The organism is Saccharothrix saharensis (genome assembly GCF_006716745.1).
Taxonomy (GTDB): domain Bacteria; phylum Actinomycetota; class Actinomycetes; order Mycobacteriales; family Pseudonocardiaceae; genus Actinosynnema; species Actinosynnema saharense.
The window spans coordinates 6,721,772-6,746,171 of record NZ_VFPP01000001.1; the positions used below are offsets into that span (position 1 = coordinate 6,721,772).

The window sequence follows — 24,400 nt, forward strand, 5'->3', positions numbered from 1 at the left end:
CGTGGCAGGCTGGTCGCCATGTTGCGCGTGGGGCTCTCCGGGGGCATCGGGTCGGGCAAGTCGACGGTGGCGGGCAGGTTCGCCGAGCACGGCGCGGTGGTGATCGACGCCGACCGGCTGGCCCGGGAGGTGGTCGAACCCGGCACCGACGGCCTGCGCGAGGTCGTCGAGGCGTTCGGAGCGGACGTGCTGGGCCCGGACGGCGCGCTGGACCGGCCCGCGCTCGCGGCGAAGGTGTTCGGCGACGAGCGGGCCCTGGCCACCCTCAACGGCATCACGCACCCGAGGATCGCCGCGCGCACCGGCGAGCTGATCGCCGCCGCGCCCGAGGACGCGATCATCGTGCACGACGTCCCGTTGCTGGTGGAGAAGGACATGGCGCCGCTGTACCACCTGGTGGTGATCGTGCACGCGGACCTGGACCAGCGCCTCGCGCGGCTGCGCGACCGGGGTCTGCCCGAGGACGACGCGCGCCGCCGGATCGCCGCGCAGGCCGACGACGGGCGCCGCCGCGCCGTGGCGGACGTGTGGCTGGACAACTCCGGCACGCCCGACCTGGTGCTGGCGCAGGTCGACGCGCTGTGGGCGGACCGGCTGGTGCGGTACGAGTCGAACGTCCGGCTGCGCCGCTACGCCTCCGGCGCGCCGGTCGTGGTGCCCTACGACGCGACGTGGCCCGCCCAGGCCGCGCGGGTCGCCGCGCGCATCCGGCTCGCCGCGGGTGGCCGCGCGGTGGAGCACATCGGCTCGACGTCCGTGCCCGGCCTGGCCGCGAAGGACGTGCTGGACTTCCAGCTCGGCGTGCGGTCGCTGGACGAGGCCGCCGAGCTGGAGGAGGCGCTGGCGCAGGCCGGGTTCCCGCTGCTGGGTGTCGCCGAGGACACCGTGCGGCACGAGGGTGACGCCCCGGAGGACTGGCACAAGCGGCTGCACGCGGGCACGGACCCGGGGCGGCGGGTGAACCTGCACGTCCGGGTCGAGGGCGGACCGGCGTGGACCTGGGCGATCCGGTTCCGCGACTGGCTGCGGGCGGACGCGGCGGCGCGGGAGGAGTACGCGGCGCTCAAGTTGGAACTGGCGCGCGCGCACCGGGGTGACGCGGACGGGTTCGCCTACGGCGAGGCGAAGGAACCCTGGATGGCCGCCGCGACCGCGCGCGTGGACGCGTTCTACAGGGACGGCCAGACGTCGTAGATGCCGCGGTGGGTCAGCCACGAGCCGAGGTCGTGCCGGTGGAGGCTGACCTCCTCCAGGGTGCGGTGCACGGTGCGCAGCGCCTGGTCGGCGTCACCGGGTCCGAGGACGCGGCCCGCGACGGCGGCGGCGAACTCCTCGCAGCGCACGATCCGCGCGGTCGTGCCGCCGGGCACGGCCAGGCCGAGGAGCAGGTCGGTGGTGCGCCAGGCGCGCCCGTCGCGCTGCACGCGGACCGCGCTGAGCACGCTGGGGCCGCTGCGCGCGTGCCGGGACCGGGGCCGCTGGTGCGTCAACCGGAGACCCAGCGAAGGCATCAACCAGGTGACCTCCGAATCGGAGAACGGGTCCTCCGGCGTCGGGCACTCCAGCCGCAGTCCCCACGGCTCGACCCGACACGTGGACAGGTGCCGCGACATGCCGCTGGAGTAGCTGCGAACTGCGCTGACGGTGTCGACCACGTCGACGAGCTGAGGTGTGATGACCGCTCCCACCCGACCCAAGGTAGACGCAGATGTGTCCTTGGTAACTATCAGGTTTGATTCGTTATATCACGGTCTGTATGGGAAGCGGTCTCTATCAGGTGACGGACACGGATGGCGGTTGACCTGCGAGTGTGACCCTCTGTATTACCGCCGACGCCAGGTGGTGATCGTTCCGAGGGCCGCGAGCCACCGCACCGCGTCGTGCCCGTGCGCGGCGATGCCGGCGACCGCGCGGTAGGTCGTCTCCAGCGCCCACTGCGCGCGGTCGGCCCGGATGAGTCCGTGGTCGAGCGCGGTCAGCAGCTCGTCGGTGTCCAGCACGGTCACGCTGCGGCCGGTGCGCACCACCAGGTCCAGGTACAGGTCGACGGTCTTCCACACCGAGCCGCTGGAGCTGATCTCGACCACGTCCACGTACAGGTCGTAGTCGCGCTCGTGGCCCGGGTGCCACGACTGCCGGGTGACGCGCAGGCCGTGCGCGGGCAGCAGCCACGACTCGAAGTGCGACAGGTGCGGGTGGCCGGGCACCGGGCGGTACATGTAGAGGCCGGCCGCCGTCAGCCGGTACTCCTCGACCCCGCGCAGGTGGCCCTTGGGATCGGTGTTGCTCTTCGCGTCGAGGTCGAAGTACTCGATCTTCGGCGGGTGGATGTGCATGCGGGTCCCGGCGGTGCTCGACGTCACAGCGCCGACCTTAGGCACCGACATCGGCGAGATGCTCCTTTCTGTCACCCAAAAGTAGGATGATCGCTTACTCTTCCCGCCATGTTCGGCATCATCCGCCCCTGTCGCAACCGCCTGGGCCCCGAGCTGCGCGAGTCGTGGCTGGCGCACCTGTGCGGGCTGTGCCTGGCGTTGCGCGACGACCACGGCCACCTGGCCCGCGTGGTCACCAACTACGACGGCCTCGTCATCTCCGCGCTGGTCGAGGCGCAGGCGGGGCGGTCGCGGCGGTCCGCCGGGCCGTGCGCCCTGAGGGGCATGCAGTCGGCCGACGTCGCCGTGGGCGCGGGCGCGCGCCTGGCCGCGTCGGTGTCCCTGGTGCTGGCGTCGGCGAAGGTCGACGACCACGTGGTCGACGGTGACGGCGTGTTCGCGCGGGCCCCGATGCGCGGCGTGGGCAGGCAGGTGGCGCGGCGGTGGGCGGCGCAGGCGTCGGAGACGGGCGTCGACCTGGGGTTCGACACGGCGGTGCTGGTGGACGCCGTGCGGCGGCAGTCGGCGGTGGAGGCCTCCGCCGGGCTCGGCTCGTCCGTGCTGGCGGTGACCGAGCCGACCGAGACGGCGGCGGGCGAGGCCGTGGCGCAGACCGCGGTGCTGGCCGGCCGACCGGGCAACGCGGCCCCGTTGCGCGAGGTGGGACGGCTGTTCGGGCGGTTGGCGCACCTGGTGGACGCGGTGGGGGACCTGGCGGCCGACCGGGCGTCCGGGGCGTGGAACCCGCTGGTCGTCACCGGCACGACGCCGGCCGAGGCACGGCGGCTGTGCGAGGACGCCGCGCTGGGCATCGAGCTCGCGATGCGGGAGGTGGAGTTCGCCGACGACCGGCTCGTGCACGTCCTGCTGGTGCACGAGGTGCGGGAGTCGATCCGGCGGGCGTTCGGCGACCCCCACCCGCACGCTCACACACCTCAGCCACCACCCGGGTGGCAACCCGCGCCGGGCACGTACCCGCCCCCGGCCCAGCCCGGCCCGTACGGCCACCAGGGTCCGGCCTCCGGTGCCGTGCCCCCTCCCGGTCCCGTGCCGCCACCGTCGGCACCCGGTCACGGCGGTCCGCCCGGTCCGCCGACCGGCGGCGAGAAGGGCAAGCGGGGCGGCGAGCCGCTCCGCCCCGGCAGCGGCCTGTGGTGCTGGCCCAAGCTGAAGCAGCCGCCGGTGACCCGAGGCGCGTTCCTCGGCTGCCTGGCCGTGCTGTACCAGTGCGGCACCTGCCAGTACTGCTGCCGCGACCCGTACCCCGGCCCGTTCAGCGGCAAGCCGCGCGAGGCGTGGTGCAACTGCGACTGCGGTCCGGGCTGCGACTGCTGCGGGTGCGACTGCAACTGCTGACAAGGCCCTGACCTGGGCCGGGTCGGAAATTGTCGTACCACCGGCGTACCGTCGTACCCGTGGCATTCCCAACCGAGATCCCGGTCAAGGCGCACTCGTCGCATCGTCCCGTCGGTGACATCCCCCGCACCGACGGGAAGTTCCGCGTGGTCAGCGACTACCAGCCGGCGGGCGACCAGCCCGCGGCGATCGCGGAGCTCGAACGGCGCGTCCGCGCCGGGGAGAAGGACGTCGTGCTGCTCGGCGCGACCGGCACGGGCAAGTCGGCCACCACGGCGTGGCTGGTGGAGAAGGTGCAGCGGCCCACGCTGGTGATGGCGCCGAACAAGACGCTGGCCGCGCAGCTCGCGAACGAGCTGAAGGGGTTCTTCCCGGACAACGCGGTGGAGTACTTCGTCAGCTACTACGACTACTACCAGCCCGAGGCGTACATCCCGCAGACCGACACCTACATCGAGAAGGACTCCTCGATCAACGAGGACGTCGAGCGGCTGCGCCACTCCGCCACGATGAGCCTGCTCACCCGGCGCGACGTGATCGTGGTCGCGTCCGTGTCCTGCATCTACGGCCTCGGCACGCCGCAGTCGTACCTGGACCGGTCGATCAAGCTGGAGGTGGGTGTCGAGGTCGAGCGCGACCTGCTGCTGCGCGCGTTGGTCGACATCCAGTACACGCGCAACGACATCGCGTTCAACCGCGGCACGTTCCGCGTGCGCGGCGACACGGTGGAGATCATCCCGGCGTACGAGGAGCTGGCGCTGCGGGTCGAGTTCTTCGGCGACGAGATCGACAAGCTCTACTACCTGCACCCCCTGACCGGTGACGTGGTCAAGGAGGTGGACGAGCTGCGCATCTTCCCGGCCACCCACTACGTGGCGGGTCCGGAGCGCATGGAGAAGGCGATCCGCAACATCGAGCTTGAGCTGGCCGAGCGGTTGGCCACGCTCGAGCGGCAGGGCAAGCTCCTGGAGGCGCAGCGGCTGCGCATGCGCACGTCGTACGACATCGAGATGATGCGCCAGGTCGGCTTCTGCAACGGCATCGAGAACTACTCGCGCCACATCGACGACCGCGGCCCCGGCACCGCGCCCGCGACCCTGATCGACTACTTCCCGGACGACTTCCTGCTCGTGGTCGACGAGTCGCACGTGACCGTGCCGCAGATCGGCGGCATGTACGAGGGCGACGCGTCGCGCAAGCGCAACCTGGTCGACCACGGCTTCCGCCTGCCCAGCGCCCTGGACAACCGGCCGCTGACGTGGGAGGAGTTCGCCGACCGGATCGGGCAGACGGTCTACCTGTCGGCCACGCCCGGCCCGTACGAGATGGGCCAGACCGGCGGCGAGTTCGTCGAGCAGGTCATCCGCCCGACCGGCCTGGTCGACCCGGAGGTCGTGGTCAAGCCCACCGAGGGCCAGATCGACGACCTGGTGCACGAGATCCGGGCGCGGGCCGAGCGCGACGAGCGGGTCCTGGTCACCACGCTGACCAAGAAGATGGCCGAGGACCTCACGGACTACCTGCTGGAGCTGGGCATCCGGGTGCGCTACCTGCACTCGGAGGTCGACACCCTGCGCCGCGTCGAACTCCTGCGCCAGCTGCGCCTCGGCGAGTACGACGTCCTGATCGGCATCAACCTGCTCCGCGAGGGCCTGGACCTCCCGGAGGTCTCGCTGGTCGCGATCCTGGACGCGGACAAGGAGGGCTTCCTCCGCTCGGGCACCAGCCTGATCCAGACGATCGGCCGCGCGGCCCGCAACGTGTCCGGCGAGGTCCACATGTACGCGGACCGGATCACCGACTCGATGCGGCACGCGATCGACGAGACCAACCGCCGCCGCGCCAAGCAGATCGCCTACAACGAGGAACGCGGCCTGGACCCCCAGCCGCTGCGCAAGAAGATCACCGACATCCTCGAGCAGGTCTACGCCGAGGCGGAGGACGCCATCGCCCCCGGCGGCTCGGGCCGCAACACGTCCCGGGGCAAGAAGCCGACCGGCGACCCGGGCGCCTCGGGCCGCGCCAGCTCGGGCGTCCTGGCCGACCGCGACACCACCACGATGGCCCGCTCGGAACTGGCCGACCTGGTCCAGCAACTGACCGACCAGATGATGAACGCCGCCCGGGAGTTGCAGTTCGAACTGGCCGCCCGCCTGCGCGACGAGATCCAGGACCTGAAGAAGGAGCTGCGCGGCATGGACGCCGCCGGCGTCAAGTGACCGGCCGCGGCGGTCCCGACCTCGTCGTCGACGAACCCCGGGACCGCCGCCGCACGCCCGGTGAGCCGGGTGCTCGTCAACGCCGTCGGCCCGTGCCGGGTACTTGCATCGGTCGGTGTCAGCGTCGGTCGGTGTCAGCGTCGGGTGGCGTCAGCCGTCGGTGGTGAGGGCCGCTCGCACCTTGCCCACGACGGCACCTTCCGCCGTGCCCACGTTCCCGTCCGCCGCCGCGACCTCCTCGCACACCGCCAGCACCGCCGATGGGAACGCCTCGGCCTCCGCCGGGGCCTTCGCGGCCAGGATCCGCACCGATCGCCGCAGTGCGTCGAGCACCCCGGCCTCCACGTCGGCGGTGGAACCGGCGGGCAGTTCGGGCCGGGCCGCGCCCAACACCTGCCGCAACCCGGGCGAGAACGTCGCCATGGCGCGGATGCCCGCGTGGCTCTCCTCGTCCAACGAACCGGGCTCCGCGGTGGACACCAGCACCATCGCGCCGAAGACGGCCGTGCGCAGCGTCCGACCTTCGTCCTCCGTGTACACACTCACCTGATCACCTTAGAGGCCGGCCGGTTAGCGTGAGGGCATGACGGCGAACGCCATGACGGTGGACGACGTGATCGCCCACTGCCTCGCCAAGCCCGGCGCCGAGGAGACCTACCCGTTCGGCGACGCCGAGTTGTGCTGCAAGGTCGGCGGCAGGATCTTCGCGTTCATCGGCCTGGACGGCGGCACGGTCGGCGTCAAGTCCGGCGCCACCGCCGAAGAGGCGGGCCAGTGGCGGGAGCGGTACCCCGACGACATCGCCGTCAGCGCCTACATCGGCCGCTACGGGTGGAACCGGGTCCGGCTCGACGGCGCGGTCCCGGCCGACGAGGTGCGCGAGCTGCTCGACCTGTCCTACGACCTGATCGCAGCCAAGCTGCCGAAGTCGAAGCGACCCACGCCGTCCTAGCGGGACGACCGCCGGGCGGAACGGGAACGGCGCACCCGGAGCGTCCCGGGTGCGCCGTTCGGCAGGGCACGACGTCAGCTGGTGATGTCCTTGCGCGCGAACTTCCGCGCCGCCAGCAGCGTGAAGAACGCCCCGTACGCCAGCGCCGAGAACGTCCCCTTCGCCATCTGCGACCAGTCGACGTCGGACGACAGCAGGTCGGCCCACGCCAGCGCGTAGTGCGACGGCAGGTAGTCCCGCAACCCTTCCAGCGCGGTGATCTGGTCGAGGATCTGCGACACGATCGACGCCAGCACCGCGCCGCCCACCGCGCCCAGCGGCGCGTCCGTGGACACCGACAGGTACAGCGCCAGCCCGGCCACCCAGAACAGGTGGATGGAGATGTAGACGACGGCCAGCGCCACGCCGTACACCCCGGCGCCGAACGAGGCCGCCTCACCGGTCGGCGACACCGCCTCCCCGGCCCCGTACCAGACCACGCCGACGACCAGCGCCACCGCCGGCAGCAGCGCCAGGGCGAACACCGACATCAGCCCGGACGCCACGGCCTTGCGCCGCAGCAGCCGGTGCCGGGGGATCGGCGCGGCCAGCAGGTACTTCAACGACGACCACGACGCCTCGCTCGCGATCGTGTCGCCGAAGAACAGCGCCACGATCATGGGCAGCAGGAAGCTGCCGCTGACGAACAGCGTCAGGATCACGAAGTTCACGCCGCTGGCCGTGGCCAGGTCGACGAACCCGCCGGCCCGCCGGTTCGGCGACGCCTGCCCCAGCTCGAACGCCACCACCAGGATGAACGGCAGCAGCACCAGGAAACCCAGCACCAACTGCGTCCGCCTGCGGCGCAACTGCCGCACCAGCTCCACCCGCACCGGCAGCGTCCGCGACGCCCGGTACCCGACCTTGGACCCGTCGGGCGCGACCGACGAGTGCTCGGCCCGCGCCGCGTCCGTCAGGTCCGAGATCGCCGCCGGGTCGGTGTGCACACCGTTCTCGCTCATTCGCCCACCAACTCCAGGAACGCGTCTTCCAACCGGCGGCGCGGACCGGCCTGGTCCACCGCCACGCCCGCGGCCACGAGTGCTTGCAGCGCCGACGCGCGCGGTGTGCCGTTGAGGCTCGCGTGGACCTGTTCGCCGTCCACGTGCACGTCGTGCACGCCCGCCAGGCTCCGCAGCACGGCGGCCGCCTCGTCCGGCCGGTCGACCCGGAAGCTCGCCTCGCCGCCACCGGTCGCGATCTCGTCGACCGGACCGGCCGCGACCAGCGACCCCTTGTGCATCACGACCACGTGGGTGCACGTCTGCTCGACCTCGGCGAGCAGGTGGGACGACACCAGCACGGTGCGCCCGGCGGCCGCGTAGCGGCGCAGCACCTCGCGCATCTGGTGGATCTGCGGCGGGTCGAGCCCGTTGGTCGGCTCGTCGAGCACCAGCAGGTCCGGCAGGCCGAGCATGGCCTGCGCGATGGCCAGCCGCTGCCGCATGCCCTGGCTGTAGGTCCGCACGCGCCGGTTCACCGCGTTGCCCAGGCCCGCGATCTCCAAGGCCTCCTCGACGTGCGCCTGCTCCAGGGGGCGGCCGGTGGCCGCCCAGTACAGCCGCAGGTTCTCCGCGCCGGACAGGTGCGGCAGGAACCCGGAGCCCTCCACGAACGACCCGATCCGCGACAGCACCGGCGCGCCGGGCGTCACCCGGTGGCCGAACACCCTGATGCCGCCCTCGGTGGGCCGGATCAGGCCCATCAGCATCCGCAGCGTCGTGGTCTTGCCCGCGCCGTTCGGCCCGAGCAGGCCCAGCACCTGGCCGTGCTCCACCCGGAACGACAGGTCCTTCACCGCGACGAACCCGCCGGGGTAGGACTTGCTCAGGTTCTCGATCACCAGCGGCACCGATTCGAGCGACGGCTCGACGTCGGCGGTCAGCCGGCGGCGGAACCAGGCGACCACGCCCGCGATGACGCACGCGATCAGCACGACCGCGATGCCCCACAGCGCGCCGACCGGCACCTCGCTGGTCGCGTTCACGCCCGGCACCACCGGCACCGACAGCGCGGGCGACGCCAGCGAGATCCGGTACGCGGCGGGCTCCGGGGCGTTGGCGTAGGCCATGTCGGTGGTCGACACGACCAGTTGCAGCCGGTGGTCGGTCTCCACCGGGCGCACCGCGCCGGGCAGCGTGACGGTCACCTCGACCGGCGTGCCGTCGGCGGGCAGGTCGGTCACCCGCACCGGCGCGACCGCCGAGCCGGGCAGCGTCCGCACGCCGCTCGCGTCCGCGTCGTACAGCTTGACGAACAGCACCGCGCCGTCGGCGGGCACCGGCTGGCCGGGCACCGCGGCCACCCGCAGCCGCACCGTGGACGCGCCGGCCAGCAGCGTCTGCGCGGTCTGCGGCTCGCTCTGGAACACCGCGGCCTGGCCGGGCAGGTCGATCGACAGCCGCGACGACAGCGAGCTGGACCGCGACACCACCGACCCGAGGCCGGGCAGGCTGGACACCGCCGCCGGGTTGCCGCCCGCCGGGTTCACCACCACCTGCTCGCGGCCGGTCAGCGGCACGTCGCGGCGCTGCGTCGCGGCCGAGTCGCCCAGGCCCGGGTAGCCCGGCGCGACGACGTTGCGCAGCGAGGGCGCGCCGCTGCTGCGGAACGCGCCGACCACGGTGTACTCGAAACCGGTGCCGGGGTCGGTGCCCTCGCCGTCGAGGTGGAACGCCATCCAGTCGGCGATCTGACCGCGCAGCTCGGGGCCGGGCGAGCCGCCGTCGTGGCCGCCCGCGTACCAGACGACCTTGACCTTCGCGCCGTTGGCGGCGATCTGGCGGGCGTTGGCGTCGGCCTGGTCGAGGCCGAACAGGGTGTCCTGCTCGCCCTGGACCAGCAGCGTCGGCTGGGTGATCTTGTTCGTGACCGAGGACGGCGACGCGCGGCGCAGCACCTCCAGGGTCTGCGGCCCGGCCTTGCCGGTGGTCGCGACCTCGGTGTACGCGGCGCACACGTCGGCCTGGAAGCGGCCGCACGCGCCGTTCAGCGGTCCGGCGGGGCGGTCGTCGCCTGCCTGCTGCGGCGGCGCGGCGACCGCGGCCGCCGCGTTGTCCAGGCCCTGGCTGTCGTCGTCCTGGCCGGGCTCGCTCGCCTCCTGACCGGGGTTGGTCGCGTCCGCGCCGGACAGGCCGGCGGAGAAGAAGATGCCCGCCCACGACCGCTTGAACACGCCGTCGTCGGCGAACGCGCCCGCCGCCGGGGTGCCGTCCGCCACGTCCTCGGCTCGCGCCGAGTTCGGCAGCAGCGCCTGGGCCAGGTCGTTGTAGGTGATGACGGGGGCGATGGTGTCGACGCGGGGGTCGACGCCGGCCAGCGACAGCGCCAGCGCGCCGCCGTAGGAGCCGCCGGTCACGCCCACCTTCGGGTCGCCGCCACCGTCGGTGACCACCTCTTCCCGGGTGGCCAGCCAGTCGAGCAGCTTCTGGGCGTCGCGGACCTCGTGGTCCAGGGAGTTCAGCGCGATCTGGCCGGTGCTGCGGCCGAAGCCGCGCGCCGAGTAGGCCAGCACGACGAACCCCCGCTGGGCCAGTTCGGTGGCCTGGGAGGCGACGCTCGCCTTGCTGCCGCCGAAGCCGTGCGGGAGCAGGATGGCGGGTGCGGGTGTGCGTTCGGGCAGGTACAGGGTGGTGTCGATCTGCACGGTGCGGTCGCTGTCCGGGCTTTCCGGCACGTCGATCACCGCGTCGCGGGTGCTCACCGGGACGGGGTCGTCCCCCTGGCGCGTGAAGACCACGATGGCGCCCACCAGGGCGACCAGCACGACGAGCGCGGGGAGCGACCACCTGCCGCGGAGGCGGTTGAGGGAGGCCACGGAGTTGACCATAGGCGGGATTAGCTGAGAACGGGCTGTCGGCCGTGCGTCACGCTCTCAGCGGAACCCGCTGGTTCCGGCGGCCCGGTCGGGTGCCCCTGATCACCTCCGCTGGCGCGGGACCGCGTTCATGCGTGAGACTGTGTAGGCGTGGAGGGGAGTACTCCCTAGCGGCGGTGTCGTCAGCACGGAACCTGGCGTGAGGTTCCCGGTGCCGCCGGTCGGTCGTTCAGGACCGGCGGAGGAGACCTCCGGTCATTGGCGTGCGCGCGCGATGCACCGGAGGTTCGTTCAATGTCTGTCCCCGTGTGGCTGTGGTTCGCCACGATTGCCGGCCTGGTGGTCTTGTTGGCCATCGACCTCTTCATCGTCGACCGCAAACCGCACGAGGTCACCATCGGCGAAGCCGCCCGGTGGGTCACCTTCTACGTGGGCGTGGCGGTCCTGTTCGGCCTGGGCATCTGGTACTTCTCGGGCGGTGTCTACGCGGGTGAGTTCTTCGCGGGGTACATCACCGAGTACTCGCTGAGCGTCGACAACCTGTTCATCTTCTTGATCATCATGACCACCTTCAAGGTGCCCGCGATCCACCAGCACAAGGTGCTGCTGATCGGCATCCTGATGGCGCTGGTCATGCGCGGCATCTTCATCGCCGTCGGCGCGGCGGTCATCGCGCAGTTCAGCTGGGTCTTCTACCTCTTCGGCGCGTTCCTCATCTACACCGGCTACAAGCTGGCGCGCACGGACCACGACGAGGAGGAAGAGGAGTACAAGGAGAACGTGGCGCTCAAGGTCGTCCGCAAGGTCTACCCGGTGACCGACAGCTACCAGGGCTCGAAGTCGTTCGTGAAGATCAACGGCAAGCGGTTCGTCACGCCGATGTTCATCGTCATCGTCGCCATCGGCACCACGGACCTGCTGTTCGCGCTCGACTCGATCCCGGCGATCTTCGGCCTGACCAAGGAGCCGTTCCTGGTCTTCACCGCGAACGCGTTCGCGCTGATGGGTCTGCGGCAGCTGTACTTCCTGCTCGGCGGCCTGCTGAACAAGCTGGTGTACCTGTCGATCGGCCTGTCGGTGATCCTCGGCTTCATCGGCGTGAAGCTGATCCTGGAGGCGCTGCACACCAACTCGCTGCCGTTCCTCAACGGCGGTGAGCCGCTGCACGTGCCCACGATCGGCATCGAGGTGTCGCTGGCGGTGATCATCGGCGTGCTGGCCATCACCACCGTCGCCAGCCTGGTCAAGGTGCGCCGGCACCCGGAGGCGGTCAAGCCGGTTCCGACGCCCAGTGACCATCTGTGAGCGTCAAAAATCTCGTGAGCCTTGCTAATGATCGGTGGGGTAACGTGCTGAAGCGTGCGCCCCGATGACTTGCAGTCGTTGACCCAGCCCGGCTCCGTGGCGGTGCGTGGGGACCTCGTCCTGGTGAACGTCTCCATCCCGGACGTCGCCGCGAACGCCTACCGGGGCGGACTGCACCGCGTCGCCCTGGACGGCGGCGGGGCCACACGGTGGACGTGGGCGGAACGCGACCTGGCACCCCGGATCTCACCGGACGGCCGCTGGGTCGCGTTCCTGCGCGTCAGCGGGCGGGGCGAGCCGCCGCAGCTGCACGTGATGCCGGCCGACGGCGGTGAGGCCCGCGCGCTGACCGACCTGGGGCTGGGCGCGGGCGTGCCGGTGTGGGCGCCGGACTCGCGGCGGCTCGCGTTCACCTCGCGGGTTCCCGAACCCGGCCGCTACGGCACGCCGCCGGTCGACGGCGGGGAGGCGCCGACGCCGGACGCCGAGGCGCCGCGGCACATCACCCGGCTCGACTACCGGATGGACGACATCGGCTTCACCGCCGACCGGCACGCGCGCCTGTTCACCGTCGACGCGCTCGACCCGGACGCCGAGCCGGTGGAGCTGACCGGCGGCACGTTCTCCGCGGCGGACCCCGCCTGGACCGCCGACGGCGCGGCCGTGCTGTTCCTGGCCGAGCGCGACCTCGGCGCGGCCGAGGGTTTCCACAACGACGTCTACCGCGTGCCCGCCACCGGCGGCGAGCCCGAGCTGGTGGTGCGCGCCCCCGGCGCGGCGATGCTCCCGGTCGCGCTGCCCGACGGCGGCCTGCTCTTCTACTCGCCCGAGCACGCGCCCAGCACGTCGGCCGTCGCGCGCAACACGAGCCTGTGGCGGTTCGACGGCGAGGGGCTGACCCGGCTCACCGACACGGAGACCGTCGACTGCGAGAAGGCCGCCGGCGCACCGGTGGTGACCGACGCGGGCGTGCTGGTGGCGGTCCGCAACCGGGGCGCGGTCGAGCTGCGCCGCGTGCCGCTGGACGCCGTCGACGCCGTGCTGGCCGACCTGGAGCTGCTCGCGGGCGAGCAGGCCGAGGTGAAGTCGTTCGCCGCGGACGGCGACCGGGTCGTGGCCGTGGTGTCGCGGGCGGACAACACCGGCGAGGTCGAGCTCGTCGGCGGCGGCGTGCTCACCGACTTCGGCTCCGCCGTGCCGCTGCGGCCGGCGGTCGAGCTGACCGGCACCGCGCCGGACGGCTACCCGGTGCACGGCTGGCTCGTGCTGCCCGAGGGCGAGGGGCCGCACCCGGTGCTGCTCGCCGTGCACGGCGGCCCGTTCATGTACCACGGCTGGGGCTTCTTCGACGAGGCGCAGGTGTACGCCGCGGCCGGGTACGCGGTCGTGCTGCCCAACCCGCGCGGGTCCGCCGGGTACGGCCAGGCGCACGGCCAGGCCGTGATCGGCGGCTTCGGCACGGTCGACGTGGACGACATCCTCGCCGTGCTGGACGTCGCGCTGGAGCGGCCCGGGCTCGACGCCGACCGCGTCGGCGTGATGGGCGGCTCCTACGGCGGCTTCATGACCTCCTGGCTGGCCGCGCACCACGGCGAGCGGTTCCGCGCCGCGTGGAGCGAGCGCGCCGTCAACGCGTGGGACTCGTTCGCCGGGTCGTCGGACATCGGCTGGTTCTTCACCGACGCCTACTGCGGGCCCGGCCTGGAGGCGCAGCGCGCGATGAGCCCGCTGACCTACGCCGAGAAGATCACCATGCCGTTCATGGTGGTGCACTCCGAGCACGACTGGCGCTGCCCGCTGGAGCAGGCGCAGCGGCTGTTCGTGGCGCTGCGCCGCAACGGCGTCGAGGCCGAGATGCTGGTGTTCCCCGGCGAGGGCCACGAGCTGACCCGCTCGGGCAAGCCGCGCCACCGGGCGCAGCGGTTCGAGGCCGTGCTGGACTGGTGGGCGCGCCACTTGGCCTGAACCGGTCGGAATCACGGGTCTCCCTCCTCCGCGAGCGGCACACTGGTCCCTTGCGGAGGAGGTCCGACGTGATGGTGATCCCATCGACCTGGCCCACCGGCACGTACCTCGCGACGGTGTCCGCCACCGGCCGCGAGGCGCTGCTGCGCCTGGGCGTGCAGAAGGTGTTCCGGCGCGGTGAACCGCTGGTGCGCGAGTCCGACGCGTCCGACCACCTGATCCTGCTCGTCCAAGGCCTGGTGAAGGCCACGGTGACGCTGGAGAACGGGCGGGTCGCGCTGCTCAACGTCAAGGTGGGCGGCGACCTGGTCGGCGAGATGGCGTTCCTGAGCGGCAAGCCGCGCTCGGCGACCGTGACCGCGTGCGTCGACACCCGCGCGCGGGTGATCACCTCCGCGCAGTTCACCGACTTCCTCACCCGGTACCCGGCCGCCCACTTCGACCTCGACAAGATGATCCTGCGCACGCTGGAGTGGGGCGAGCAGCGGCGCATGGACTTCAACGGCTACCCGGCGTCGGTGCGGCTGGCCCGGGTGCTGGCCTACCTCACCGACGCCTACGGTCAGCAGGGCCCCGACGGCATCGCGTTGAAGCTCAACCTGACCCAGGGCGAGATCGGGTCGCTCGTCGGCGTGGAGGAGGACACCGCACGCCGGGAGTTCCGCACGCTGCGCGACCGCGGTGTCATCACCATGGGGTACCGGGCCACCACGATCGTGGATCGGGACGTGCTGCGGCAGATCGCCGAGCTGTGAAACGGGAAACCCGGTGATCGCCCTACTTCCGGGGGCGGACGGGCGCGATGCTCCTCGTGTGACGCTGGAAATGGTGACGCCCCTCCGCGGCCTGGTGTACCGCCTCGTGGTGGCCGTGGACGTCGAGGGCTACAGCAAGCTCGACGCGCTGGACCAGTCGCTGGTCCAGTCGCGGCTGAGCGACGTGCTGGACGTGGCCGCCCGCAAGGCCGGGCTGGACCGCGACCTGTGGTACCGGCAGGTGCGCGGCGACGGCGAACTGGCCGTGCTGCCCACCGACGCCGACGCCGCGTGGGTGGTCGCCCACCTCACCGAGCAGCTGGTCGAGGCGTTGGCCGACCTGCGCCGCGCGGGCACGCCGCTGCGGATGCGCGTGGCCATGCACTGCGGCCCGCTCACCGCCGGCGCGTTCGGCCTGGTCGGCGACGCGCCGATCGTGACCTGCCGGCTGCTCGACGCCAAGGTGGTCCGCGACGCGCTGGCCGGCGCGGCCGACGAGGACCTGGTGCTGGTGATCTCGCAGCAGCTGCACGACGACGTCGTGCGCACCCGGTTCCACGACCTGGACCCGTCCCGGTTCCGCCCGACCCGTTTCCGGGTGAAGAACCAGGTGTACGCGGGCTACCTGTGCGCGGGCGCGCCCCGGCGGGGTTGGCCCAATGGCTAGCGGACCACGTGGTGGTTGCGGCACGCTCTGAAGGATGCAGTGGACCGTGCGGGCCGGACGGCCCGACGACGCGCCCGAGATCGCCCGGATCAACGTGGACGCGTGGCAGCACTCGTACCGGGGGATAGTGGACGACCCGGTGCTGGACCGGATGCTGCCCGAGAGCAGGCTCCCGGCGTGGGCGCGCGTGCTGCGGCTGCCCGAACCCAGTCGGGTGTTCGTCGCGGTCGACGAGAGCACGGGCCGGATCGGCGCGTACTGCGCGGTCGACGCGGTCCGCGAGGCCAAGGACGCGCACCCCGACCTGCACACCGGCGAGCTGGTGGCGATCTACGCCGACCCCCGCTACCACGGTCGGGGCGCGGGCCACGAGGTGCACGAGGCCGGGCTGCGCCACCTGATGGACCAGGGGTTCCGGTACGCGGTCCTGTGGGTCTTCCAGGACAACGCCCGCAGCCGCGGGTTCTACGAGTCGCACGGCTGGCGGCACGACGGGCTGGTGCACCGCTACGAGCTGGGCGGCCAGGAACTGCCCGAGGTCCGCTACGGCCGGTTCCTCCCCGCGCCGCGCCGGCGGCGTCAGCCGAGCAGGGTGTAGTTCAGCTCCTCGCACACGCGCGCCAGCGGCAGGTCGAGGCCGGGGTGCTCCAGCGGCAGCAGCACGTCCGGCGAGGCGGGCAGGCCCGTGCCGCCCGGCGGGTCCCACAGGCACACCGCCGGGGCGCCGGAGTCCATCGACGAGCGGTACCACAGGCCGTCCAGCTCGGGGTAGGCCGCGCGGATCGCCCGCGCCCACTGCTGGGTGAGCGCCTTGGGCCCGGAGCTGATCTCCTGCGACGCGCCCGCGCGGGTCGGCCACAGGCCGGTGAGGTCGAGCAGCCGCAGCGTCCGGCGGGGCCGCAGGATCACCAGGAACGGGCTGCGCGTGCGCCGGTCCACCACCGACGTCGCCTGGAACACCTCGGCCACCGACGTCCGCACGGTCAGGCCGAAGTAGAGCACCCCTTGGTCGTGGGCGTGCGTCGGCGAGCCGTCCGGGCCGGGCTGCTGGGTGTCGAACCGCGCGTGCGGCAGCGGACCGGTGTAGCGGAAGCTGTTCCACCGCTGCGGGTGCAGCCCCTTCGCGGCGAAGACGCGCACCAGCCGGGTGGCGCGGTGCACCGCCACGACGTCCTCGGTGCGGCGCAGGTTCGCCTGGAGCACAGCGGGAGAAGGCGGCTGGGGTAGCCGTGACATGCGTGTCCAAGGTTCTCGGCGACAGGGATCGGCGGCCGGGGTCGGGTGGGCCCGGTCCGGCGGGATGGGCCGGCCGGGGTCAGGCGGGCGTGCCCACCTGCTCGGCCAGCGCGGCCACGCGACGGGGTTCGCCGCCGGCCAGCAGCCACTCGCGCGGTGTCGTGGGCGCGCCGTCCACCACCAGGTCCTCCTGCTCGGTCGTCATGAACCCGGCGACCACGAGCGCGGGCTGGTCCGGCGGCACGGCCGCGAGCACGGCCTCCAGGCCCGGCAGGACCCCGGCGCCCGCGAACTGCCAGGCGGGCAGCCGCCAGCTCCCCCGGTCCTTCCAGCCGACCAGGCGGCCGACGCCGAGCCGGTGCCGGATGCGGCTGGTGTCGACGCCGAGCTGCCGCGCGGCCTCGGCGACGGTCAACGCGGAGTCCCGGAGCACGGCGTGCGCCACCACGGTCCGCGCGCGTCCCTGGTCGTCGGTGACGCGGTGCGGGCTCAGGTCGAGGCCGACGTCCTCCAGCGCGTCGCGCTGGTCGGGCGGGAAGTAGCTCGCCGGGTCCGGATGGGGTGGGGCCAGCTTCTTCGCCGCGTCGGCCACGAGCGACAGGAACTCGTCGGGGGTGACCTGCAAGCCTGCCTTGGCCAAGACCGCCTCCAGCGCGGGACTCATGCGCACAGGGTATCCCGTGCGTGCGCTTCTGTGCGCATACGTAACCCGATCGTCGGAGGCTGTCGACAGAGTGCGCACAATCACTGACTCTACGTAAACGAACGAGGTCGAGCACGGTGACCTCGGCCTCATTCGAGTGTGAGGCGAGGTGAGGGCGGGTGAGGGCCGGTCAGGCGCTGCCGGTGATCAGCGCGACCGCGCGGTCCCGGGTCGCCTCGTCCACCTCGCCGAGCCGGAAGCCGCGGGCCACGATGTGCGCGACCAGCTCCGGCTCCGGCGGCAGGCCGTGCTTGCGCAGGTAGTGCGGCACCGCGCCGGCCCAGATCCAGGCGCCGTCGGTGCGGAAGTTCAGCGGCACGTCCTGGTCACCGGGCACGAACTCGTCCACGTCGAGGTGGCGCGCGGCCAGCACGACCGGCGCGCCCTCCAGGTACGTCAGCAGCGCGTCGGCCAGCTGCGGGTCGATCATCTGCCGGTTCACCACCGGGCGACCCGCCTCGTCGCGGCCGTCGTAGACGTGCGCCGTGCGCAGCTCGCCGTCCGGCCGGGCCTCGGGTTCGGGTTCGGGCAGCGGCGGCAGGCCCACCCGCAGGCGCAGCCACGGCGGGATGCGGTCGTCCTGGCGGGGGAACGTGCGCAGCTCGTCCTGGAAGCCGATCACCGGCGGCGCGTTGCGCCAGCGCGGCTCGTCGTCGGCGTTGAAGTCCACCGAGAACGCGGCCGGCGCCTCGATCTCGTACACCGCGCTGAGCCACGTGCCGCGCACCGGCTCGTACATCCCGGCCCGCAACTGGCCGAACAGCTGCACCACGTCCATCGGCGGCCGCACCGGCCGCCACTGCCCGTCCGGGCCCGCGAACGCCAGGTCCACCTCGATGTGCCGCCCCGCGGCCCGGTACTCGGCGCGGATCCGCTGCCAGCCGGGCGGCAGGGCGGGGAGCATGGCCCGGCCGATCTGCTTGACGAGCTGGTTCTGCTCCTGCTCGGTCAGCGGTGTGGCTGGCTGGCTCATGCGTCGAACACCCCTTTGGCTCCCCCCCGGACACGGTGGGCTGATCTTAACGGCCAGGACACACCCCCGTGGTCCGCTTGGCCGACCCCGCCGCCCGGTGCCGGCGGTCGGTGGAGCCGGTCCCGCCGCCGGCCGCGCCGCCACCGGCGGCTCGCGGAGCCGGCTCAGTCGGTGCGGATGTCCGCGGCCCAGGGTGGCAGCCGGGTCTTCCCGAGACCGCGCAGCACCCGCAGCCGGGAGCGGTACTCCGCGGCGCTGGGCGCGTTGCCCTCGAACCAGTTCGTCACACCGGGCCAGCGCACCTCGGCGTACTCGCCTTCGGAGATCACCCACACCGGCGGGTCCGCCCGGTCGAGGTCCGCGCCGTCCACCACGTCGTAGGTGTACGCCTGGTGCTCGGTGAGGACCAGCATCCCCTCGGCGTCGACGAACGGGTTCCCACCCAGCTGGGCGAGCGTGGCCAGCGCGTTGCGCTTCTGCTTCTCGCCGATCCGGTGCACGCCCAGGGCCGTGCCGCCCAGCCACAGGCCGTTCCTCACCCCGATGTGCCGCAGCACCTCGCGCACGGCCGCCGGCACCCGGTCCACGCCCTGGGCCGCGGCCATCGCGTCGATCTCCTCGTCCGACGCGCCCGCCACGGACTCGGCCCGCAGCCCCTCGGACACGACCCGCTCGAACGTCGCGCGGACCGCCTCCACCGCCTGCTGCTCTTCGGTGTTCATCAGATGAGGATCTCCTGGGCGAGGTTGCGCGCTTCGACCCGGACGCCGGGGAAGACCGCCTCGAACTGCGTGATCGCGTCCTGGCAGGACTGGCAGATCTGGGTCTCCACCGGGTCGTTGCGACCGGAGGGCAGGTCGACCGCCAGCCGGAGGTCTCCCTTGATGTCCTCGACGGTGAACGGAGTGTACTCGGTGCCGTTGCGGTCGGCGTTGCGCTGACCGATCTTGTTGAGGTTCTCGATCGTCTTCTCGACCCGGTCCCGGACCCGCTCCACCTCGCCTTCGAGGTGGTCCGGGTACTCCTTGCGCCCGAACTTGACATCGTTGGCGACGTCCTTGCAGGCGCGCTGGATGGCCACGTCCACGTCGTGCCGCGTCAGGCCGCTGAGCGCCTCGAACCGCTGCCGCGTGATCTCCTCCAGGAGCTTCACCTCGGAGTCGTTGGTGCGGGGCGAGGTGTTCTCGCTGCGACCGGTCGGCGAGTCCGGGTCGTAGGGGCCCGCGTCCTTGTCCTCGAACAGCCGGCGGTTCTTGGGCGGGCGTTCCGCGGTCTCGTCGGCCGGGGGCCAGTCGTGCGACTTGCCGCTGTAGCCGTGCAGGTCCGACGGGTCGGTGCCGTCGTCCGGGCGGAAGCGCATGGTCGTGAGCGCGCGCTCGTTCGGCCGGCGTTCGATGTCCAGGTCGGGGTCGGTGCCCCCGTTCATCTCCCCGACGTTGCGGGCGCCTTCCTCGCGCAGTTCGCGGTTGCGCTCGACGAGGTCCTCGAAGTCCTGCTCGCGCTGCCGCTGGTACTCGGGGCTGGACGTGTCGACGGGCGGGTCCTCGTCCCCGTCCTTGTCGTCGGTGCGGTCCGGGTCTTCGCCGCGGTCTTGGGCGTCGGTGGGGTCGAGGTCGGTCTTGTCCGTGTCGTCGGTGCCGGGGGCGAAGCCGTCGGTGCCTGTTTTGGTGGTGGTGCCGTCGGGGTGGTGGGTGTTCCACTCGCCGTTGGGTGGGATGCGGGGTTGGCGGGTGCCGTCGGGGCCGGTGTGGGCGTCGCTGGTGTAGACGCGGCCGTGGGTGTCGGTCCAGGCGGGTTTGGTGGGGGCGAGGACGTCGGCGCCGGTGTGGCGGGCGAGGCGGTTGGCGAAGTCGTTGCTGCCGGCGTCGCAGCCGATGAGTCGGAGGGGGGTTCTGCCGTCCCAGCCGTTGCGGCGCAGGAGGTCGCCGTAGTCCTCGGGGGTGTAGGTGTGGTTGCCGATGCGGGCGCGGCCGTCGGGGGTGATGTGGACGTCGGCGGTGAAGTAGCGGGGGTCGGGTGGGACGCGGTGGGGCAGGTCGCCCATGTCGCTGTCGCCGCGGTGGTGCGAGATGCCGGCGGGGGTGGTCTCCCCGTGCCGGGCGTGGGCCTGGTCGATGTCGGGCCGGTCGGCGTCGGATCGATCGGTATCGGTCCGGTCGCTGTCGGGTCGGTCTGTGTCGCGGTGCGGGGTGTCGCCGTCGGGGGAGTGCGGTTTCGGGGCGTCGGTGTCGCGGTGGGGCGGGGTCCACGCGTCCGGGTCGCGGCGCTGGGTGGGGATGCCGTCCGGGTCGCGGCGCGGGGGCAGTTGCCCGTCCAAGTCGCGGCGTGGGGTGGGCGTGTGCGCGTCGGGGTGGCGCGGGGGTGGCGGACCGTCGGGCCGGTTCGGGGCGTGCGGCCCGGGGCCGTCGCCGCCTCGGGGACGGGTGAAGTCGGGGCTGCCGTCGCGCTGGTGCGGTGCGTTCGCCGAGCCTCGGTTCGGAGGGCCGTTGTGCGGGGTGTGCTGGGACGGGCCGTTCGGTGAATGAGGTGTGTACGGGTTCGCGGGCCCGGTGTGCGGCGGGCCGGAGTGCGACGCGTTGGGGTGCGGCGGACCGGCCGAGGATGGCGTCGGTCCGCCGGCGGGTCGGCCGTGAGCCGGGCCGGGGTTGCCGGGACCTGTGTGGGGCGGGCCGCTGGGCGGGGTGCCCGGACCGGTGTGAGGTGCGGTCGGGGCGTGGTTCGGAGCGTTGTGCGGCGAGCCTGGGCCTGCGTGCGAGGGGCCCGCGTGCGACGGGCTGGTGCCCGAGGGGCTCGCGTGTGAGGGGCCGCCGTGCGACGGACCGCCGTGGGCAGGGCCGGCGTGTGAAGGGCCGCTGTGGGTGGGGCCGCTGTGGGTGGGGCCGGTGTGGGTGGGGCCGCCGTGGGTCGGACCGCCGTGCGATGGGCTTGCGTGGGTCGGGCCGGTGCCCGACGGGCCGCGCGAGGAGGGGGAGAGGTTCTCCGGGCCGCGCGAGGTCGGGAGGCCGGAGCCGACATCGCCCCGGCTGCCGGGTGTCCCGGTCCAGCCCCCGCCACTGCCCGGACGCGGGCCGCCGCCACCCGGTGCACCGCCGCCCGGTGTTCCACCGCTTGGCGCGCCGCCCGTGCCGCCGGGGCCGGGTTGCGCGGACTGCGGAGTGGCGGTGTTGGGGTTGCCCGCGTTGGGAGCGCCGGTGTGGGGCTGGTCCGGGCGCGGAGGGGCCTCGGGAGCCGCGGCGGTGGCCGCGGAGGTCTGGTCGGTGCGCTGTGGTGAGCCGGTGGGGCTCGGTGCGCCACCCCCGCCGGGGTTGCCGCCGGAGCTGTGCGAGCCGCCAGTGCCGCCGCTGGACCCGGTGCCGCCGCTGTGCGTGCCGGCGGAGCTCGGAGTGCCGTGACCGCCCGACGCGGGCTGACCGCCCGGGCCGCCGCCCCGGTGTTCGCCGACGGGTGCGTTGCCGCCCGGGCCGACGCGGTGTTCGCCGAGGGGGGTGTTGCCGCCGGGGGTGTTGCCCGGCGTAGTGCCGGGAGTGTTGCCACCGGGTGCGGTGGTGCCGCGGGGGAGGTCGTGGTCCGGGGTGTTCGGGTCGCGGGTCGGGCGGGAGGTCGGCGGTGGCACGTCGGTCGGGTCGCCCCGGCCCGGCCTCGACGCCGTGGAGGTCGGGTCGGCGGTGGTGGTGCTGGAGGTGGACGTGGTGTCGGTGGGGCGGTTCGACGGGGGCGTCCCGGTGTCCGAAGTGGACGGATCGCCGGTGCCGGTGTCGCGGCCGGTGCCCGAGGGGCTCGTGTCCGGGCTGCCGGAGGGGGTGTCGATGTCGGCCCGTCCCGTCTGGAGGAAGCCGCCCTTCTTGATGTTGCCCGGGTCCAGCACGTCCAGGCCGGTCGCCTTGCCCGCGAGCTTCCCGACCACCTTCATGATCTTCTCGAAGACCTCCACCAGACGCTTCAGCATCGGCGAGACCTTCTTGATCGTGTTCAGCAGGTCCTGGATGATCTTCGCGATCTTCGCGGCCCACTTCGAGATCGCCGTCACGGCCTGCGCCACGATCACCGGCGTCCCGAACCCCAGCGAGAACACCGCCTCCAGCACCCACGCGATCAGCTTGCCCACCAGGTCGGCGATCAGGTCGCGCACCATCTCGCGGACGAACGCCACCACCATGCCCATGAGGCCCACGACCGTGCCCACCGTGCCCGCGGCCGACGCGGCACCCGCCAGGGCGTCACCGTGCACCTTCGAGTTCTCGAGGTAGGTCTGCGCCGCCGCGCCCGTCCACCCCTCCGTGCCGCGCTGGACACCGGACGAGTACTCCTCCGCGATCCTGCCCAGCTCCTCGGCGACCTTGCCCCACGTCGCCGAGTACGACTCGATCACCGGCGGATCACCGGCCAGCCAGTCCAGCATGTCCTTCAACGGCTGCACGTGCTCCATCAGGAACGACGCCGCCGACGACATCAACGTCCCGAACGGATCGATCGCCATCGCCGCCGCGTCCGCGGCCAACCCGACCATCCCCAGGCCGGCCTCGACCCAGTTCCCGTCCTTGATCCCGTTGAACGTGTCCATCGCCGACTCCGCGATGGAGATCCCCGTCGCCCACCCGTTGTCACCCGTACCGGCGTTGAACGCCCCACCCGGCTCCGCGTCGGGCGTGACCACCAACGGGTTCTCGCCCGCCATCAGTCACCGGCCTTGAAACTGTCCCGGATCGCCTCTTCCATCTCCCGGTACTGGTCGACGGTGTGCTTCACGGCCTTGCCGGCGGCGTCCATCGCTTCCACGGCACCCTGCAGCGCGTCGAGCCCGTACTGCTCGACCGGGTCGAGCATCATCCGGAACGGCTGGCAGATGATGCCGTACGCGTCGGTCGGCATGCTCACCGTCTTGGCGGCGTCCACCGCGCCCTGCAGTCGCGCCCCCAGGTCGTCCAACTGCTTGCTGTGCGCTTCGAGCGTGTCCGCGACGATCTCGAAACCGGCCATGCGTTCCCCCTAGGTGCTGCTTACGACAGGAAGGACTGTCCGCCGAAGTCGTCGTCCTCGTCCGGTCGGCGCGCCGGCCTGCGTGACGGCGGGGCCGGCGGCGCGGGGCGCGAGGGCGGCGGGGCGGGCGCGTCGTCGTCCTCGATGCCGAACCGGATCTCACGGCCCACCGGCGGCGGCGCGGGTTCTTCGTGCGGCGGGGCGGGGAAGTTGCGCTTGGCCTCGTCGAACAGCACGTTGGCCGTCTCGTCCTGCGTGCCGATGGTCTCGGCCATGGCCTGCTGGAGCAGTTCCGGGATGCGCGACTGGGCGCGCTGCAACGTCCTCATCACCTCGGCCGACACCTCGGCCATCCGCTTGTCCCGCGCGGACTCGGCGATCTCCAGGTGGGTCAGGATGCCGTTGGAGCCGATGGTGAGCCGCACCGAGCCGTCGCGGGACGCCTCGGAGATGGTCATGCCCTGCACGCGGGCGGCCATCTCCTGGTAGCGCTCGGCTTTCTGCTCGATGCTTTGCTGCCACTGGCTGAGCATCCGCTCCGATGCGCCGATGTCCTCCGGCACGACGGCCTACCCCCTCCGACTCGGTCCGTCCAGGATGACGCAGTGGTGAACGGCCCGGTTCCGCCTCCGGGTCAAATGCTCCGAACGGAGCAGGGAGGCGGAACCGGGCCGTGGTGACGCGCTAGTTCACGCCGAGCAGGTCCACCACGAAGATCAGCGTCTCGCCGCCCTTGATCACGCCGCCCGCGCCGCGGTCGCCGTAGCCGAGGTGCGCCGGGATGACCAGCTTGCGCCGGCCGCCGACCTTCATGCCCGCGACGCCGCGGTCCCAGCCGGCGATGACCCGGCCGCCGCCGAGCGGGAAGCTGAACGCCTCGCCGCGGTCCCAGGAAGCGTCGAACTGCTCGCCGGTCGAGTGCGCCACGCCGACGTAGTGCACGTGCACGAGCTGACCGGGGGCCGCCTCGGGCCCGTCGCCGACGGTGATGTCCTCGATCACCAGGTCGGCGGGCGGCGCGCCCTCGTACGGCTCGACGACGGGCTTGCTCGGGGCCATGT

22 protein-coding genes are annotated in these 24,400 nt (G+C 72.7%); 9 read left to right on the forward strand and 13 right to left on the reverse strand.

The window, feature by feature from the left end:
- Positions 1-18 precede the first annotated feature (18 nt).
- Positions 19-1,194 carry a dephospho-CoA kinase gene (gene coaE, locus FHX81_RS30705; protein ID WP_141981789.1) on the forward strand — a complete coding sequence of 392 codons (1,176 nt, stop codon included), beginning with the start codon at positions 19-21 and terminating at the stop codon, positions 1,192-1,194.
- Here coaE and FHX81_RS30710 read toward each other — a convergent pair.
- Both FHX81_RS30710 and FHX81_RS30715 read right to left on the reverse strand, forming a co-directional pair.
- Positions 1,170-1,688 (reverse strand): ribonuclease FAU-1 family protein, encoded by a 519-nt coding sequence (locus FHX81_RS30710; protein ID WP_141981791.1) that lies wholly within the window; start codon positions 1,686-1,688, stop codon positions 1,170-1,172. The two genes, coaE and FHX81_RS30710, sit on opposite strands and share 25 nt — an antisense overlap.
- 135 nt (positions 1,689-1,823) lie before the next feature.
- Complete coding sequence (locus FHX81_RS30715) at positions 1,824-2,363, reverse strand: ribonuclease FAU-1 family protein (protein ID WP_425473855.1); 540 nt, start codon at positions 2,361-2,363, stop codon at positions 1,824-1,826.
- Between the two features lie 81 nt (positions 2,364-2,444).
- Between FHX81_RS30715 and FHX81_RS30720 the strand changes: the two genes are divergently transcribed.
- On the forward strand, positions 2,445-3,731 hold the full coding sequence (locus FHX81_RS30720) for a DUF5685 family protein (RefSeq protein ID WP_141981793.1): 1,287 nt from the start codon (positions 2,445-2,447) through the stop codon (positions 3,729-3,731).
- A gap of 59 nt (positions 3,732-3,790) precedes the next feature.
- Complete coding sequence (gene uvrB, locus FHX81_RS30725; protein ID WP_141981795.1) at positions 3,791-5,950, forward strand: excinuclease ABC subunit UvrB; 2,160 nt, start codon at positions 3,791-3,793, stop codon at positions 5,948-5,950.
- A gap of 150 nt (positions 5,951-6,100) precedes the next feature.
- On the opposite strand, the gene FHX81_RS30730 is transcribed toward uvrB, so the two are convergent.
- On the reverse strand, positions 6,101-6,496 hold the full coding sequence (locus FHX81_RS30730) for a hypothetical protein (protein WP_141981797.1): 396 nt from the start codon (positions 6,494-6,496) through the stop codon (positions 6,101-6,103).
- Between the two features lie 37 nt (positions 6,497-6,533).
- Here FHX81_RS30730 and FHX81_RS30735 point away from each other — a divergent pair, with 37 nt between their 5' ends.
- The gene (locus tag FHX81_RS30735) at positions 6,534-6,902 is read left to right on the forward strand and encodes an MmcQ/YjbR family DNA-binding protein (RefSeq protein ID WP_246108048.1); all 369 of its coding nucleotides are present in this window, start codon (positions 6,534-6,536) and stop codon (positions 6,900-6,902) included.
- A 74-nt stretch (positions 6,903-6,976) separates the two neighbouring features.
- On the opposite strand, the gene FHX81_RS30740 is transcribed toward FHX81_RS30735, so the two are convergent.
- Both FHX81_RS30740 and FHX81_RS30745 read right to left on the reverse strand, forming a co-directional pair.
- Entirely contained in the window at positions 6,977-7,903 is a 927-nt protein-coding gene (locus FHX81_RS30740; RefSeq protein ID WP_141981799.1) for an ABC transporter permease, read from the reverse strand.
- Positions 7,900-10,758, reverse strand: a complete 2,859-nt coding sequence (locus FHX81_RS30745) for an alpha/beta fold hydrolase (RefSeq protein WP_246108049.1) — start codon at positions 10,756-10,758, stop codon at positions 7,900-7,902. Before FHX81_RS30745 ends, FHX81_RS30740 begins: the two co-directional genes overlap by 4 nt.
- 294 nt (positions 10,759-11,052) lie before the next feature.
- Between FHX81_RS30745 and FHX81_RS30750 the strand changes: the two genes are divergently transcribed.
- From FHX81_RS30750 to FHX81_RS30770, 5 genes are all read left to right on the forward strand, one after another.
- Positions 11,053-12,063: a TerC family protein gene (locus FHX81_RS30750; RefSeq protein ID WP_141981802.1), complete on the forward strand. Its 1,011-nt coding sequence runs from the start codon at positions 11,053-11,055 to the stop codon at positions 12,061-12,063.
- Between the two features lie 54 nt (positions 12,064-12,117).
- Entirely contained in the window at positions 12,118-14,028 is a 1,911-nt protein-coding gene (locus FHX81_RS30755; protein ID WP_141981804.1) for a S9 family peptidase, read from the forward strand.
- A gap of 71 nt (positions 14,029-14,099) precedes the next feature.
- Complete coding sequence (locus tag FHX81_RS30760) at positions 14,100-14,783, forward strand: Crp/Fnr family transcriptional regulator (RefSeq protein ID WP_246108317.1); 684 nt, start codon at positions 14,100-14,102, stop codon at positions 14,781-14,783.
- Positions 14,784-14,841: 58 nt separating this feature from the next.
- Complete coding sequence (locus FHX81_RS30765) at positions 14,842-15,450, forward strand: nucleotidyl cyclase domain-containing protein (protein ID WP_246108050.1); 609 nt, start codon at positions 14,842-14,844, stop codon at positions 15,448-15,450.
- A gap of 34 nt (positions 15,451-15,484) precedes the next feature.
- Positions 15,485-16,048, forward strand: a complete 564-nt coding sequence (locus FHX81_RS30770; RefSeq protein WP_141981808.1) for a GNAT family N-acetyltransferase — start codon at positions 15,485-15,487, stop codon at positions 16,046-16,048.
- Here FHX81_RS30770 and FHX81_RS30775 read toward each other — a convergent pair.
- The 8 genes from FHX81_RS30775 to FHX81_RS30815 all read right to left on the reverse strand — a co-directional run bounded on the left by FHX81_RS30775 (position 16,030) and on the right by FHX81_RS30815 (position 24,398).
- Positions 16,030-16,686: an RES family NAD+ phosphorylase gene (locus FHX81_RS30775; protein ID WP_141981810.1), complete on the reverse strand. Its 657-nt coding sequence runs from the start codon at positions 16,684-16,686 to the stop codon at positions 16,030-16,032. The two genes, FHX81_RS30770 and FHX81_RS30775, sit on opposite strands and share 19 nt — an antisense overlap.
- Before the next feature lie 79 nt (positions 16,687-16,765).
- The gene (locus FHX81_RS30780) at positions 16,766-17,350 is read right to left on the reverse strand and encodes a DNA-binding protein (RefSeq protein WP_141981811.1); all 585 of its coding nucleotides are present in this window, start codon (positions 17,348-17,350) and stop codon (positions 16,766-16,768) included.
- Positions 17,351-17,519: 169 nt separating this feature from the next.
- Positions 17,520-18,362, reverse strand: a complete 843-nt coding sequence (locus FHX81_RS30785; protein WP_141981813.1) for a hypothetical protein — start codon at positions 18,360-18,362, stop codon at positions 17,520-17,522.
- A gap of 164 nt (positions 18,363-18,526) precedes the next feature.
- Positions 18,527-19,084: a hypothetical protein gene (locus FHX81_RS30790; RefSeq protein WP_141981815.1), complete on the reverse strand. Its 558-nt coding sequence runs from the start codon at positions 19,082-19,084 to the stop codon at positions 18,527-18,529.
- A complete protein-coding gene (locus tag FHX81_RS30795) occupies positions 19,084-23,037 on the reverse strand; it encodes a hypothetical protein (protein ID WP_170232230.1) in 3,954 nt (1,317 codons plus the stop codon). Before FHX81_RS30795 ends, FHX81_RS30790 begins: the two co-directional genes overlap by 1 nt.
- Positions 23,037-23,339, reverse strand: coding sequence for a type VII secretion target (locus FHX81_RS30805; protein WP_141981821.1), 303 nt, complete (start codon positions 23,337-23,339; stop codon positions 23,037-23,039). The genes FHX81_RS30795 and FHX81_RS30805 overlap by 1 nt, the downstream gene beginning before the upstream one ends.
- Positions 23,340-23,359: 20 nt before the next feature.
- Positions 23,360-23,902, reverse strand: coding sequence for a YbaB/EbfC family nucleoid-associated protein (locus tag FHX81_RS30810; protein ID WP_141981823.1), 543 nt, complete (start codon positions 23,900-23,902; stop codon positions 23,360-23,362).
- Positions 23,903-24,023: 121 nt separating this feature from the next.
- The gene (locus FHX81_RS30815) at positions 24,024-24,398 is read right to left on the reverse strand and encodes an FKBP-type peptidyl-prolyl cis-trans isomerase (protein ID WP_141981825.1); all 375 of its coding nucleotides are present in this window, start codon (positions 24,396-24,398) and stop codon (positions 24,024-24,026) included.
- Positions 24,399-24,400 lie beyond the last annotated feature (2 nt).